General features: G+C 71.5%; 10 protein-coding genes. 6 read left to right on the top strand and 4 right to left on the bottom strand.

All coding sequences use genetic code 11. The annotated features are described in order from the left end of the window. Positions 1–5: 5 nt before the first annotated feature. From ACQPZP_RS09730 to ACQPZP_RS09710, 5 genes are all read left to right on the top strand, one after another. The gene (locus ACQPZP_RS09730; protein WP_433477301.1) at positions 6–1676 is read left to right on the top strand and encodes a trypsin-like peptidase domain-containing protein; all 1671 of its coding nucleotides are present in this window, start codon (positions 6–8) and stop codon (positions 1674–1676) included. Further along, a complete protein-coding gene (locus ACQPZP_RS09725; protein ID WP_433477300.1) occupies positions 1677–2648 on the top strand; it encodes an AAA family ATPase in 972 nt (323 codons plus the stop codon). Between the two features lie 29 nt (positions 2649–2677). Continuing rightward, a complete protein-coding gene (locus ACQPZP_RS09720) occupies positions 2678–7252 on the top strand; it encodes an SAV_2336 N-terminal domain-related protein (RefSeq protein ID WP_433477299.1) in 4575 nt (1524 codons plus the stop codon). A 42-nt stretch (positions 7253–7294) separates the two neighbouring features. Next, positions 7295–7870: a TetR/AcrR family transcriptional regulator gene (locus ACQPZP_RS09715; RefSeq protein ID WP_433477298.1), complete on the top strand. Its 576-nt coding sequence runs from the start codon at positions 7295–7297 to the stop codon at positions 7868–7870. A 76-nt stretch (positions 7871–7946) separates the two neighbouring features. Next, the gene (locus ACQPZP_RS09710) at positions 7947–9131 is read left to right on the top strand and encodes a Cmx/CmrA family chloramphenicol efflux MFS transporter (RefSeq protein ID WP_433477297.1); all 1185 of its coding nucleotides are present in this window, start codon (positions 7947–7949) and stop codon (positions 9129–9131) included. A gap of 8 nt (positions 9132–9139) precedes the next feature. Here the strand turns inward: ACQPZP_RS09710 and ACQPZP_RS09705 are convergent, their stop codons facing one another. The 4 genes from ACQPZP_RS09705 to ACQPZP_RS09690 form a co-directional block, all read right to left on the bottom strand. Then, entirely contained in the window at positions 9140–10363 is a 1224-nt protein-coding gene (locus ACQPZP_RS09705; protein WP_433477296.1) for a hypothetical protein, read from the bottom strand. 117 nt (positions 10364–10480) lie between these two features. Then, complete coding sequence (locus tag ACQPZP_RS09700; protein ID WP_433477295.1) at positions 10481–12547, bottom strand: M6 family metalloprotease domain-containing protein; 2067 nt, start codon at positions 12545–12547, stop codon at positions 10481–10483. 118 nt (positions 12548–12665) lie between these two features. After that, positions 12666–13148 carry a ribonuclease E activity regulator RraA gene (gene rraA / locus ACQPZP_RS09695; protein WP_433477294.1) on the bottom strand — a complete coding sequence of 161 codons (483 nt, stop codon included), beginning with the start codon at positions 13146–13148 and terminating at the stop codon, positions 12666–12668. A gap of 38 nt (positions 13149–13186) precedes the next feature. Then, positions 13187–13645, bottom strand: coding sequence for an Lrp/AsnC family transcriptional regulator (locus tag ACQPZP_RS09690; protein WP_433477293.1), 459 nt, complete (start codon positions 13643–13645; stop codon positions 13187–13189). Positions 13646–13849: 204 nt separating this feature from the next. On the opposite strand from ACQPZP_RS09690, the gene rocD reads away from it, so the two are divergent. Next, the gene (gene rocD, locus ACQPZP_RS09685; protein ID WP_433479579.1) at positions 13850–15016 is read left to right on the top strand and encodes an ornithine--oxo-acid transaminase; all 1167 of its coding nucleotides are present in this window, start codon (positions 13850–13852) and stop codon (positions 15014–15016) included. The last annotated feature ends 122 nt before the right edge of the window (positions 15017–15138 follow it).

Below are 15138 nucleotides of genomic sequence, written 5' to 3'. Positions count from 1 at the left end.
GCATCGTGGACGACTGGCAGTGGCGCGCCTGGGTCGGGACTCCGTCCGGCGGCAAGCTCGGCGCGGCGTTCCTCGTCACCGGCACGCGGCTGCTGACCTGCGCCCACACCGTCCAGGGACTGGACGAGGCGAGGGTCGGGTTCCCCGGGCTGCGCGAGGATCTGCCCGTCAGGGTCGTGCGGTTCGGGGACTGGCGGCGGGAGGGGAACCCCGGCGACGTCGCCGTCCTCGAACTGCGTGAGCCCGTCCCCTATGCGGCCGCCCGGCTGGCCGATCCGAACGGGCTGCACGAACGCACCTCCGGCGGCCGGACGTTCGGCGTCTGCGGGTTCCCGCGGCGTCGCGACCAGAACGAACGGCACGCCTCCGTGACGACGTTCCCGCATCGCGGCATGCGGCGCGAATGGTGGGAGCTGAAGACGGGGCCGGGCGACTGGCTGGAGGAGGGCTACAGCGGCTCGGCCGTGTACGACACGGAGACGGGCGAGGTCATCGGCATGGTGACGAACGCCGAGCTGCGGCACGACGGCCGGGCCGACCTCGGCTGGATGCTCCCGATCACGCACATCCGGGCGTACTGGGAAGAGCTGGACGATCTGCTGCCGCTGCGGTGGCTCACCCCGGACGCGCGGCGTGAGCTGCGGGAACTCCTGGCCGGCGTGCGCTTCACCGATCCGCTCGCCGCCGACGTCGAACGGATCACCGGCCGGCCCGCGCTCGGCGGGTTCCGGTCCGCGTGGGGCTCCGTGCGGTATGTCGCGGAGGGCTGGGAGGAAGAGCGGCTCGTCCGGTACGTCGCGACGCTCGGCCCGCATCTGACCGAGGCCGGACGGCGGCGGCTCACCGCGTGGTCCGCGCGGCATCTGCCCGGTGCCGGGCCGGCGGCCCCGCGGTCCGGGCCCGCGTCGGTGATCGTCCGGCTGGAGCGGGTCACGTTCGACAACGCCTTCGACGTGACCGTCCACACCTGGATCGACGGCGCGGAGGGACCGGGACGGCCGACCGAGCGCGTCCCGGAGAAGCGGGTCCGGCCGGTCGTCGAGGCGGGCGTCGCCGCGCTCGCGCCCGCGCTGTTCGGCCGCGACTGGATGATCGAGTTCGCGGTGCCGGAGGGCTGGCTCGGCAAGCCGTTCGAGCAGTGGTACGTCGACCCGCGCAACCGGATCTCGATGCGCAAGTACCCCGTGGTGGTGCGGGACGTGGAGCGGCTGCGCCCCGACTCGATCCGCCGCGACCAGGCCCACCACCGCTGGCGGCTGCTGAACGAGCGCGGCCGCAGCGAGCCGCGCCCGATCGCGTGCGACGCGCCGCGCAAGGGCAGCGACTTCCAGGACTGGCTTGAGGCCAACATCGACTTCTGCGTCCTCGTGTACGGGTCGCGCCCGGTGAAGACCTGGCTGACCGCCGCGCTCAACAACGGCATCCCCGTCATGCTGTGGACGCGCACCCCCTGCGACGCGTCGTCCCATGACGACTGCCGCGGGCACCATGTGCTGGACGAGCTGACCGCCGCCGTGGGCGACAAGCATCCCGTAGACCTGCCGCACGTCGCGCTCGCCCTGCGCAAGGCCGCCCTCATCGCCCCCAAGGGCACGCCGCACTGCGGGCGTGACCTGACGCTGCTGTGGGACGATCCGTCCCGGCTTCCCGACCCCCCGCTCGCCATGGAGGTATAGGTGCCCGACTGGCTGCTCTACAACGGGAGCCGTCGCACGCACGACGGCATCGACCGGCTGCCTCCACCGCCGCCTTGGCGCGCGTTCGACGGCGGACCCGTCCTGCCGATCCCGTCCGGTGGTTCGGGGAACGAGCATCAGGCGACCACGTACCGTCCGTCGGACGATGCCGTGCAGCAGGTCAACGCCGCCTTGTATCTGCGTCGTCCGCTGCTGGTGACGGGGGTCCCCGGAACGGGGAAGTCGACGCTCGCCTATGCGGTGGCGCACGAACTCGGTCTCGGGCCCGTCCTGCACTGGCCCATCACCAGCCGAACCACCCTGCGCGACGGCCTCTACCAGTACGACCCGCTGACCCGCCTCTACGCGGCGGGACGCGACGACGCGCCGCGCGAAGAGGACATCGGCCGCTACATCCGGCTCGGGCCGCTCGGCACCGCGCTGCTCCCCTACGAGCGTCCCCGGGTGCTGCTCGTGGACGAGATCGACAAGAGCGACATCGACCTGCCCAACGACTTGCTCACCATCTTCGAGAAGGGCGAGTACGAGCTGCCCGAACTCAGCAGGCGGGCCGACCCGTCCGCCGAGGTCATGACCGCCGACGGGCCGGGCTCGCGGGTCACCGTCACCGCCGGGACCGTCCGCTGCCGCGCGTTCCCGCTGGTCGTGATGACCAGCAACGGCGAACGCGAGTTCCCGCCCGCCTTCCTGCGGCGCTGCGTCACCGTCGAGCTGCGGCAGCCTTCGGGCGAGGCCGAGCTGTCCGCGATCGTCCGGGAGCATCTGGGCGCGCTCGCCGACCAGAGCGACGACCTCGTCCGCCGCTTCTTCGAGCGCTCCACGTCCGGCACGCTGGCGACGGACCAGCTCCTCAACGCCGTCTACCTGTGCCGCCACGCCGACACCGACGACCGCCGCGCCCTGGCCGACCGCATCATGCCCTACCTGACCGGGCCCATCGATGACGACTGACCGGCGCCTGGATCGGGGGGTCGCCCTCCTTGAGTGAGATCGAACGCTTGCGGGAGGCGTTGTCGGCCGTCGGGCCGCCGCCGGACGCCCGCGAGCTGAGCGAGATGCTGTGGCTCGCCTGCCACATCTCTCCCGCCCCGGAGCAAGCAATCCCCGCCCGTCCGGTATCGCCTCCGGTCCCCGACGAACCCGCGGACGCCCCCGGCCTGGTGCCGCCGCCGACCCCCGCGCCTCTACCTGCTTCCGAACCGCTGACGGGGCTTCATCCGCGTCCCGCCGCCGCGGCGGAACCGGCCGGGGAGGCGTCGGAGGTGCTCGTCCCGACCGCGCCGATGCTGGCCGATCCGCTCGGCGTGCAGAGGGCGCTGCGTCCGCTGAAGCGCCGCGTCCCGTCCAGGCACCGCCGTGAGCTGGACGAGGAGGCGACCGCCGCGCGCATCGCCGACACCCGCCTGTGGACGCCGGTCCTCGTCCCGTCGCCCGAGCGCTGGCTCGGCCTGAGCCTGGTCGTCGACACCGGGCCGACCATGCGGCTCTGGCGTCCCCTCGCGCGCGAGCTGGCCGATGCGCTCCTCCGCCAGGGCGCCTTCCAGGACGTCCACGTCTGCCATCTCGACGGCACGGGCCGCATCGCCTCGACACCCGAGGCGCCGCGACAAGATCCCGGCACCCTCCTGGACGCGTCCGGCCGCCAGGCTGTGCTCGTTCTCAGCGACTGCTCCGGGCCGCACTGGTGGAACGGGCGCGCCGTGCACGCCGTCCGCCGCTGGGCGCAGGCCGGGCCGGTCGCGATCCTCCAGCCCCTCGCCGAACGCCTCTGGCGGCGCACCGCCGCCCCCACCTCGCCCGGCCTCGCCGTCCTCCCCCGGCCGGGCGCACCGAACACGGACCTGCGTTTCACCCCGTACGACGGCACCTCCGGGCCCGGCGTGCCCGTACCCGTCCTGGAGATCACGCCGCGCTGGTTCGGCGCGTGGGCCCGGCTGGTCTCCGGCTCGGACCCGCAGCCGGCCGCCGTCGCGGTGCTGCCGCCCCGCCCGTCCGGGCCGGCCCCGGTGCGGCGCGAGCACGAACTGCCGATCGCCGAGCGCGTCCGCCGCTTCCTGGCCACGGCCTCCCCGGACGCCGCCGAGCTCGCCGCGCACGTGGCGGTCTCCGTCCCGTCCCTGCCGGTGATGCGCCTCATCCAGCACCGCGTCCTCGGCGGCTCAGGGCCCGGGCAGCTCGCGGAGGTCCTGCTCAGCGGCCTGCTGCGCCCGATCGGCGGCGTCCGGTACGAGTTCGTCCCAGGCGCCCGCGAGGCCCTCCTCGACACCCTGCCGCGCCCCGAGGCCCTGCACACCCGCCACGTCCTCGAAGCCGTCTCCGCCGAGATCGAACGCCGCGCCGGAACGTCCGCCGAGACCTTCCGCGCCCTCCTCCCCACCGACGGCGGCCCGGTCACCCTCGCGGCCGACACCGACCACTTCGCCCTCCTCACCCCGCGGACCCGCTCCCACCTCGCCCCGTCCTCGGTCCCCGCCGCGGCCCCGGACCTGCTGGAGCTCCTCGACACCCCCGTCGACGAACTCATCGGGGACGACTGGGACCGGCGTCCGCGGCCCACGGTGATCGGCGCGGACGGCGACGATCTGGTGTCGGTGGACGTCCTGCACAGCAACCCCGATCTCCCGCACGGACTGATCAACGGTCCCCGCCCCGCCCGTGACGCGCTGCTCCGGACCCTGGTATTCAGCCTCGCGCTCAGCCACTCGCCGAATATCGTCAACTTTGCCTTCATTTCCTCCTCCAAAATGGGACGGCCTTACAACGACCTGTGGAATCTTCCTCATGTCGCCGTCGGCATCCCCGGCGGGCCCGCAAGCTCGCCGCAGATAGGCGACTTGCCGTGGGTCCTCGAATCCGAGCGGATCCGCCGCGAGGCCATCCTGCGATCCGCCGGAGTGAGCACGTGGGACGAGTATCAGGCCGCCATCGCTGGCGGCCGGCCGCTCGATCCGCTGCCCGCCCTCGTCGTGATCATCGACAACGCGGGCCCCCTGCTGGAGGAGCGCCCGGACTTGCTCGCGCCCCTCGTCGCACTCTGCGACGCGGGTCCGGCCCAGGGAATCAAATTCCTCTTCTGCTCGCCGAACGATTCGCTCCCGCCTTCCCCCATCACCGGTTTCGCCGGTTGGAACATCGGGTTCCCGAGCCAACGGGGAGATCACCTGGCGTTCCTCCACATTTTCGCGCAGGAAGCCCGTCCTGCCTTTGAGCCCGCACACATATCCCCCGACGTCAGCGCCCCGATCATGGAGCTGATGCGCCAACGCGGGCCTGAGGCGGAAAAGCTTCCCTCGCCCAGAGAACCGACGGCGTCAGCGCCCCCGGACTCACCCCCACCCCAGCTCGACGTTCTCGCTTTGAACGGGGGCGGGCCCGGGCAGAGGTTCCATGAGGTGTGGGCTCGCCCGGCGTCCACGCCACGGAACCCTGCGATCGGCTACGACACCGACGGAAACGTCGTCAGCCTCTATCCACTCGACGCCTCCGCTGGGATTCCGCACGGCCTGATCGTGGGCACCCCCGAAGCCCGCCAGAGAATCGTGCGCGCCATCACCCTCGCGCTCGCCGCCGTGCATTCCCCGGCAGACCTCACGTTCGTGTTCGCCGGCCTGGGCGAGCATCCACTCGGCGAACCGATCGACCTCCCGCACATCCGTTCCTCCGAGGAGGAGCTGCTGGGATGGCCGGAGAAGCTCCAGCGGCTCTTCGATTTCCTGTCGAGCGAGCTGGTTGCCCGTGCCTCCATACCATCAGGGGGGTTGCCAGGGGCTTCGGATTTCGGCACCAACGAGTGGCTCGTCGAGGAACTGTACGAGCAGTACCGCCAGGACCCGAACTCGGTCGACCAGGCCTGGTGGGACTTCTTCGCGGACTACCAGCCCGGCGACCAGCCCGCCGTCATGCCCGCTACGGCCTCCCCCGAGAAGCCGCGCCTGCTGGTGGTGGCGGACGTGTCGCTGACGTTCCCGCCGAGCAGGCGCGAAGTCGGCGAAACGCTCCTGTCGCTGGCGCAGCGGGGCAGAGCCCTCGGCGTGCAACTGCTGCTCACCTCCTCCACCGTCGACAACGCCACGATCTGGGACCGCTTCCTCCCCCTGCTCGGCTGGCGGATCGCGGCAAGTGCGCTGCGACCCGCTGAACTCCAGCGCGTCCTCGGGCAGGCGAGCGTTCCGTTTCCCGACGACGGGCGGACGGCCTACCTCCTCGCCGGCGGCGGCTCCCCGCACAGATTCACCGTCGCGGAAGATCCACCCAAGGCCGCCATTGACGACTTCGTCCGGCGAGCGCGCGACCGCTGGCAGAGTTCCGCACTTTCCGAGGGGGCGGAAAGCCTGGCCCACCTCGACGGCATGATCTCCGAGATCGATGCGAGGACTGGGAACGAGAGGGTGCGCGCGGCCCTGCGAGAAATTCTCGGGGCCGATGCCGAAACCGTGCGCTCAGGCGGTCCGCTCGCGCCCCGCCACCTGATCTTCCCGGCCCCGTTCAGCCCGGAGATGTCCACGACGGCGGAGCTCTACGGGGAAATGCTCAAGGAGCTCGGCGTACTCCCGAACGGCGACCGCCAATTCTTCAGGTTGGCGTACGGCGAGCGCGGTTTCGGCGCCGATCCCGCTTCCATTGTCGCGGACCTCTTTAGGACGAACCGGGGCAGCGTCGCCCTCGTCCATGACAGACGGGGGCAGGACGCGGAGACCGGTTACCTCCGCCGGGAGACGATCGAAAGCCTGCTCTTGGTGATGCAGTACGAGCACGACGAAACCCTGATGGTCCTCTGCGGCGACCCGGATCGGTTCCGCGAGCTGCGCCGCGCCATCCCCGAGTTCGCCGAACGGTTCAGGTGGATCAGCGCCTTCGAGGCGGGGCCTCCGCCGCACTCCGCCGGGATCGTCCCTGGACGGCGGGTGCGGCTCGGGACCGACCCCGGCACGGGCGAGCCCGTGTTCATCGACTTCGAGACCGATCGCCATCTGCTGATCAGCGGCCCGTACGGCTCCTGGAAGACGAGACTGGTGCGCCGGATCGTCGACGAGCTCGCGCTGAGCGGCACCGAGAAGGATCGGCTCGTCTACGTCCTGGACACGCGCACGAGCCCGCGGACTCTGGCGCGCGCGGAAGCGTGGGTACGGTCCGGCGTGCGGTTCACGACATCGGCGGAGGAGTTCGGCACACTGCTCTCCGAGGCGATATGGTCCGCCCGGGCCCGTCTGCTCAGCGGCAAGGGTCCCGAGGTCTACGTCGCCGTGGCGGGTCGTGATCATCTGCTCAGGGACGACCCTCTCGCCCCCGTCCTACCCCAGCTGAGAACGATGCGCGAGCACGGCCTCCACCTCATCCTGGCGCGGAATCAGATCACGCTCGGCGAGCCGCTCGACCCGGTGGTCCCCGTGGTGCGGGAACTCGGCGGACCCGTGCTGCTGACCAGTCACGTCGGCGGCCACGAGGCGAGGCTCTGGCACGTGCCCGACGCGCTGCACGGCTCCCTGCCGCAAGGCCATGGCCTCCTCGCGCATCCCGACCGGCAGCGGCTCGTCCAGCTGGACGATCTCGGCTAGCCGTATTGGATCGAGCTGTCCATAACGTGTTACGGTGACGGCATGGCGCGGCCGAGGAAGTTCGATGAGGGGCGGGCCGTCGAGGCGGCCATGCGGGCCTTCTGGACGGCCGGGTACGAGGCGACGTCCACGCAGGAGTTGTGCACGGCGACCGGGCTCGGGCGCAGCAGCATCTACAACACGTTCGCGAGCAAGCGCGAGCTGTTCGTCAAAGCGCTGTCGCACTACATGGACGTGCGCACCGCCCGGCTCATCGAGCTGCTCCAGGACGGCGACGGGCCGGTGCGCGAGCGGCTCCGGACCGTCCTGGAATGGGCCGTCGCCCCGGACGAGGACGATCCGTCCGGGTGCCTGGTGGTGAACGCGACGGTGGAGCTGGGCCCGCACGACCCCGGCGTCGCGGAGCGGCTCGAACGGGACCGGCGGCGGCGGTTCGCCACCCTGAAGGCGGCGATCGAGGACGGGATGCGGGCCGGCGAGATCGACCCCGGCAAGGACGCGGACGCGCTGGCGCACTACATGATCTCGACGATCAGCGGCATCCAGGTGGCCGCGCGCGGCGGCGCCGGCCGGGACACGCTGCGGACGATCGCCGACACGGCGATGGCCGGTATCTGAGACGGGGCGGTCGCGGGCCGCCCTTTTTTCACATCCCAATTTTGTACTGATCAATCCAATACAGGAGGCGACACCGATGCCACTGGCCGTCTACGTGCTGGGGCTGGCGATCTTCGCGCAGGGGACGTCGGAGCTCATGCTGGCGGGCCTGCTGCCCGGCATGGCGCACGACCTCGGGGTGTCCGTGCCGGACGCCGGGCTGCTCATCTCGGCGTTCGCGATCGGGATGCTCGTGGGTGCGCCCGTGCTGGCCGTCCTGACGCTGCGCTGGCCGCACCGGCGGGCGCTGCTGGCGTTCCTCGCCGTGTTCGCGCTGACCCACGTGATCAGCGCGCTGACGCCCGGGTACTGGACGCTGTTCGCGATGCGGGTCGTGGGCGCGTTCGTCTACGCGGGGTTCTGGGCAGTGGCGGCCGCGACGGCCGTCGACCTCGTCCCGGCGAACGCCCGCGGCAAGGCGATGGGCATCGTCGCGGGCGGACTCACCGTCGCGGCGATCGTGGGACTGCCCGCCGGGACGGTGGTCGGCCAGCATCTCGGCTGGCGGGCGGCGTTCTGGGCGGTGGCGGCGATGTCGGCGGCCACGATGGCGGGGGTGGCCGCGACGATCCCCGCCCGGCGCTCGGAAGGCCGGCCGCCCCGGGTGCGGGACGAGCTGCGCGCGCTGGCCGTCACCCGGCTGTGGCTTCTGTACGGGACGACGGCGCTGGCCACGAGCGGGCTCCTCGTCACCTTCGGCTACCTGGGCGCGTTCCTGACGGAGGCGACCGGGATCGCGGAAGCGTGGGTGCCCGGGGTGCTCGCGCTCTACGGAGTGGGCGCGCTCATCGGCATCACGACCGGAGGACGGACGGCCGACGCGTGGGGCGTCCCGACCCTGTACGCGGGGTTCACCGGGCTCACGGTCGTGTCCGTGCTGCTCGCCCTGGCGGCGCAGTCGCCCGTACCGGTCATGGTCCTGGTGTTCCTGCTGGGCTTCGTCGGTTTCGGGACGAACCCGACCCTGAACTCGCGGGCGTTCGGGCTGGTGGACGGTGCACCGACGCTGGTCGCCGCCGGGAACGTGGTCGCGTTCAACATCGGCATCACCGTCGGGCCGTGGCTCGGCGGGCTCGCGCTCGACGCGGGGCTCGGCTACCCCTCGATCGGCTGGATCGGGGCCGCGCTCGGCGTCGCCGCCCTCGGCACCGTCGCGCTCGCCCAGGTCCGGCGCCGTCCCACGAAGGAGACCGAACAGACCAAGACCCCCGTCAACGTGTGACGCCGAAGTCAGGAGCAGGATGCTGCGTGGAACGCCCAGAGGGCGCGTTTGCCCGGCCATTCCGCGAGCGTGAAAACGCGGTGGCGGCCGCGGTAGCAGGACAGGTCCTCCGGGCCGTGGGAGATCGTCCGGTGCTTCACGCGGGACCAGCCCCGGTGGGTGTAGCGGGTCGCCAGCAGGTGGCCGCGCCGGCCGCCGCGGCCCTGGGTGAACCACCAGCGGTCGTGCGTCCTGACCCCGCCCTGGATCCTGTCGGCCGGAAGCCAGGCGCCCCCGTTCGGGTGGGCGGTGCCGCCCCCGGACAGCGCGGCCAGCGGCCAGGTGATGACCCGTCCCCGCGGCCAGTTCGGCCGGCAGTACTCGCCCGCGATGAGCACGTGCGGCCTCGTCGTGCGGTCGACCGCGACCCACGACATGCGCAGCGGGCCCGACCCGCGGCAGGTGCCGCCGACCCTGCCGTGGGCGAACTCCCAGCTGCTCGTCTGCGCCATCACGTACCGGTGGCCGTGGCCGTAGTACTTGCCGCCGTGCAGCCCGACCCGGTCCGCGTGATGCGTCGAGCCCGCCCCGCTCCTCGCCAGGTCGTAGATCTGCCTCATGTCGAACTCGCGGACCCCGTGGCGGGTGTCGGCCACGTACAGCTTGTCGCCGTACCAGGCGATGCCGCCCGCGTGGATGCCGATGTCGGTGTAGTCGGCATGCCCGTTCCTCATCACCGGCGCGACGAGCAGGACGTGCGCGTACGTGCGCCGGCCCGGGTTGACGAACGTGAGCCTGACCTTGCCACCGTTGTGCCAGGACACGATGATCGGCCGGCCGCCGCCCGCCCACCGTTCGCCCGCCACCGCGTCCGAGACGGTCGTGACTCCCTGCGGGACCCAGCTGTGGGTGGCGGTGTCCTTCTTGTTGAAGCAGTACACGAGCGAGTGCGCGGGCACCGCGGCCGCCTTGCCGCAGCCGCGGCCCATCCTGTTCTGGCCGGACGAGCTCAGCAGCCCGTTCACGCTGCTTCTGCCGAGCCTGCTCGCGAGCGCCCTGAGCGGCCCGCTCCGGTCGGCGCCCCGGCGCAGATCGAAGTCGCGGGCGTTCAGGGGCGCGGCGGCCGTCTTCGCCTGCGCCGCGGGCGCCGCGCCGGGGACGGCGGCCACCAGCGCGGCCAGCGAGGCGCCGGCGGCGAGGACCGCGATGCCCGGCCGCCGGATTCCGGTCACTGTACGCTGCAAAATCATCACAGTCCGCAACATAACCCGGGCCGGACACAACGGACGACCCCGAAATGACCTTGGGAGATCCAACTTGTGATGGGAACGGGACGGCCCCCGATGGAGACCGTCCCGTTCGAGAAGGAGTCAGCGCAGGCGGCACGTCCCGGAGTCGGTCTTCGACGGGTCGCTCTCCGAGGTCCCCGTCAGCCGCAGCGTCGCGTTCCGGTGCGCGCCCGGCTTGGGCTTCGCCCAGACCTCGACCGCCGTGCGGCCCTTGAACGGCGCGGTGGCCAGCTCGTTCGGGAGCCACGTCGTCCAGCCGTCACCGGACACGCCGGCCTTGAGCCGGAACACGTCGGAGCCGTTGCGGCCGCTCCCGCCCTGGCCGGTGTTGCGGAGCGTCATCGTGCACTTCGTCCAGCCGGCCCCGGTCGGCCGGGCGCGGCCCGGGTCGACCTTCACGCCGCGCCGCTGCGGCCCGGCGCCGTCCAGTGAACTCACCGCGACCGTGTACGACAGGACGCCCTTCTTGTCCCGCTTGAGGTTCAGGACGTAGAAGTGCAGCCGGTTCGCCTGGTCGACGTACTCGTACTCGCTGCCGGAGTTCGTCCCCGCGTGGTACAGGGCGTCAGACAGCTGGCGGTAGTCGCCGATCGTCATCTTCTGCGGCGTCCCGTCCGGCAGGACGAAGTCGACCTTGCCGATGTCCTGCGGGTTGGCGTCCTGGACCCAGATGAACGGGGCACGGTCCTCGTCCTTGGTCTTCGCCAGCAGGACGCCCGAGTCGGGGGTGAAGGAGTCGGTGCCCATCCGGTCGACGACCTCAAGTGTGTAGTTGTTGTAACCGCCGCCGTCGCACAGCGGGTCGGTGTCGGTGTCGCACGCCGGGCTCTTGTCGCCGCCCTCGCCGAGCTTCACATTGATGCCGGCGAGACCGTTCTTGCCCGGATCGACGGAACGGGCCGTCACCCTGGCGACGACCATGCCTGAGGAGGCGAGCGCGTCCCGGCTCAACTGGAGGACGTTGTCCGGGTTCACCATGCCCAGCTTCATCTTGTTACGGAGCATGTGCTGCGCGCCCATGGAGCCGCCGCCCGTCGCCGGGATCGTCCACCGGCTGTGCGGGCCGCCCGGCCCGTTGAACGTGCCCCGGCTGAGCATGTCCCAGGGCCCGCTGTAAGCGCGGCGCGGCGGGTCGCTGTACGGGTTGTTGTAGTTGTCGCCGACGCCGATGATGTGGCTGAACTCGTGCGCGAACACCGACATGCCGGAGCTCTCCGCCTGCGTGGAGGAGACGCCCGCGATCGCGTTCGGCCAGATCGTCGAGCCCGACTGCCAGGACGTCCAGGGGACGTACCGGGTCTTCACCCAGTTCGGCAGGTTCGGGTCGCCCGGCCCCCACTCGTTCGGCACCTGCTCCTTCGTGCCGAACTTCATCTCGCCGAACTCCTGCCAGGTGGACGACTCGTCCTGCCCGGCGCTGAGGAAGAACACGAAGTCGAACTTCCCGGCCGCCTCCTCGCCGACATCGGCGACCCACGCGGCCCGCGCGTCCTTGCGCAGGTCACGGTTGCAGGTGTCGCCCGCCGGGCAGCCGGTCCCGCCCTGCATGCCGTCGACGCCGTACTCGTGGTCCTTGGCGGGCATCCGGTAGGCGCCGAACCCGGTGAGGTTCACCCCGTACCGGCCGCCGGAGTCCTCCATCCAGTACTCGTGGAGGGTGTGGCCGTGGTTCAGTTCCTGCGGCTTGTTGAGGAAGTCCTGGTAGAACTTGGCGACCTGGTCGCGCGGGACGTCGCCGACCTTGGTCGGGTTTCCGAAGATGGACGAGTTCTTCGGCTGCGTCACCTCGAAGGGCTGGTTCGGGTAGTCGACCAGCACGACCGCGCCGTTGAAGTTCTTCACCGACCCCTTGCGGGCCGGGTCCGACCAGGACGTCCCCGGGATGGACCTGTAGTCGTCCCAGGTCATCGTGTCGGGAAGCTCGTAGTTCTGCGGGTCGGCCGGACGCGGGGTGCCCGCCGCGAAGGTGCGGGCGGACGGCTGGGCCCGCTGCCAGGGCTGCGTCTGCGGCCAGTGCCGCATCTGCCAGGGATTCGCGGTCGGTTTCGGGATCGGGGGCCTCGGCTGCGCGGCGGCCGGCACGGCCGCGAGTCCCACGACCAGCCCCATCGCCGCCGCGGGCACCAGCAGCATCTTCTTGACGCGCATGTCTCCCCTGCCTCAGGTGGGTTGCTGAGTGAAGGTAGGACAGGCGATTCCGCCCGGCTACGGCCGACTTAGACGATCTTGCGTCGAATGCCCTGGCATGTCGCACGATGCGCCCAGGTCACAGGGGCAGCTCCCGCTCGGCGACGACGATGCCGTCCTCGTCGCTGTACAGCCAGTCGCCCGGACGGAACTCCACGCCGCCGAACGTCACCGGGACGTCCGCCTCGCCCGCGCCGTCCTTGGCGCTCTTGCGCGGGTTCGAGCCGAGGGCCTTCGCGCCGAGGTCGAGCCCGCGCAGCGCCGCCACGTCACGGACCGCGCCGTTGATCACGACCCCGGCCCAGCCGTTCGAAACCGCCGCCGCGGCGATCATGTCGCCCATCAGCGCGGACGCCAGCGAGCCGGCCCCGTCCACGACCAGCACGCGGCCCTCGCCGGGCGTGTTGAGCAGCCTCTTCACCAGGCCGTTGTCGCGGTGGCAGCGCACGGTCGCCACCGGCCCGGCGAACGCGGTCCGCGCCCCGTACTGCCGGAACTGCGTCTCGCAGCTGCGGAGCTCGTCCCCGAAGTCGTCGATGAGGTCAGCGGTCGCGAAGTCCATGCCCGGCAGCCTACTGGCCGGTAATGGCGTCGATCCCTTCAGCCGTGCGAGGGCGCGTCGGTGGGGCGGCCGATCAGCCGCGACAGCACGATCGCCGTCTTGGTCGCGGTGATGTTGTTCTCCCGGCGCAGCCGTTCGAGGGCCTGTTCGAGGTGCTGGATGTCGCGGGCCCGGACGTGCACGAGGGCGCTGGCGTCACCGCTGATCGTGTACGCCGCGACGACCTCGGGGTGGCCGCGGACGCTGGAGTAGATCTCGTCGGGGGACGTGGCCCCGGTGCAGAAGATCTCGATGAACGCCTCGGTCGTCCAGCCGAGGGCGGCCGGGTCGACGACGGCCGCGAAGCCGTTGATCACGCCGTCCGCGCGGAGCCGGTCGACGCGCCGCTTCACCGCCGGAGCCGACAGCCCGATCTTGTCGCCGATCTGCGCGTACGAGGCGCGGCCGTCTTCCAGAAGCCGCGCAACGATTCGACGGTCAAGCTCGTCAAGACGCAACAAATAACACCCCCCAAGTAGGTTTTCGTCATTGGTCGTCAGTCATTTCCGAACATACGCTGGGAAGTGGACCGGCGGCCACCTGACCCGCCCGGCCTCCTCCCCCAGACACCGGGCCCCGCCCGGTGTCCCAGCCATGCCCGGCCGACCGGCCGGACCGAGCCGCGAAGGAGCGTCGTGACGCCGACCGATCAGCTGCGAGCGATGTCCGAGGACCACAGCGCGCACAATTACCACCCCCTGCCCATCGTGGTCTCCGAGGCGGACGGCGTGTGGCTGACCGATGCCGAGGGCCGCCGCTACCTCGACATGCTGGCCGCCTACTCGGCCGTCAACTTCGGGCACCGCAACCCCCGGCTGACCGAGGCCGCCCGCCGCCAGCTCGACCGCGTCACGCTGGTGAGCCGCGCGTTCGACCACGACCAGTTCGGCCCGTTCGTGTCCGAGCTCGCCGAGCTGTGCGGCAAGGACATGGTGCTGCCGATGAACAGCGGCGCCGAGGCCGTCGAGACCGCGCTGAAGACCGCCCGCAAGTGGGGCTACGAGGTCAAGGGCGTCCCGGCGGACCAGGCGAACATCATCACGTTCGAAGGCAACTTCCACGGCCGCACCACCACGATCATCAGCTTCTCGACCGACCCCGACGCCCGCGACTCCTACGGCCCCTACACGCCGGGCTTCCGGACCGTCCCGTACGGCGACGTCGGCGCGCTGAAGGCGGCGATGGACGACGCCACGGTCGGCGTGCTGATCGAGCCGATCCAGGGCGAGGCCGGCGTCAACGTCCCGCCGAGCGGGTTCCTGCGCGCCGTGCGGGAGCTGTGCACCGCCAACGGGTCGCTGATGATCGCGGACGAGATCCAGTCCGGGCTCGGCCGCACCGGCACCACGTTCGCCGTCGAGCACGAGGACGTCGTGCCCGACGTCTACATCCTGGGCAAGGCCCTCGGCGGCGGCATCATGCCGGTCTCCGCGGTCGTCGCCGACCGCGACGTCCTCGGGGTCTTCAAGCCCGGCCAGCACGGCTCGACGTTCGGCGGCAACCCGCTCGCCTGCGCGATCGCACGCGAGGTCATCGCGATCCTGAAGACCGGCGAGTACCAGGAGCGGTCCCGGACGCTCGGCGCGCACATGCACGACCGGCTCGGCCGGCTGCCCGGCGACCTCGTCCGCGAGGTCCGCGGCCGCGGCCTGTGGGCCGGGGTCGAGCTGCACGGGAGGGCGCGCCCGGTCAGCGAGCGGCTCATGGACCTCGGCGTCCTCGCCAAGGAGACCCACGAGACCACGCTCCGCCTCGCCCCGCCGCTGGTCATCACGCGCGACGACCTCGACTGGGCGCTCGACCAGCTGGAGATCGCCCTCAAGGGCTGATGAGCCGGGGAGCCGCCGGTCAACGGCGCCCGGCGGCAACCCCTCTGCAAACCCCTCATTCGTCAAAGAGTCGGCCCCCCGCCCGCCCGGCGCGCCCACCCGGTCCCCCGCCCCGGACAGGG

The organism is Spirillospora sp. CA-142024, assembly GCF_050942325.1.
Lineage (GTDB): Bacteria > Actinomycetota > Actinomycetes > Streptosporangiales > Streptosporangiaceae > Spirillospora.
The sequence above is the reverse complement of the archived record's forward strand: the minus strand, read 5'-3'. Positions and strand labels throughout refer to the sequence as shown.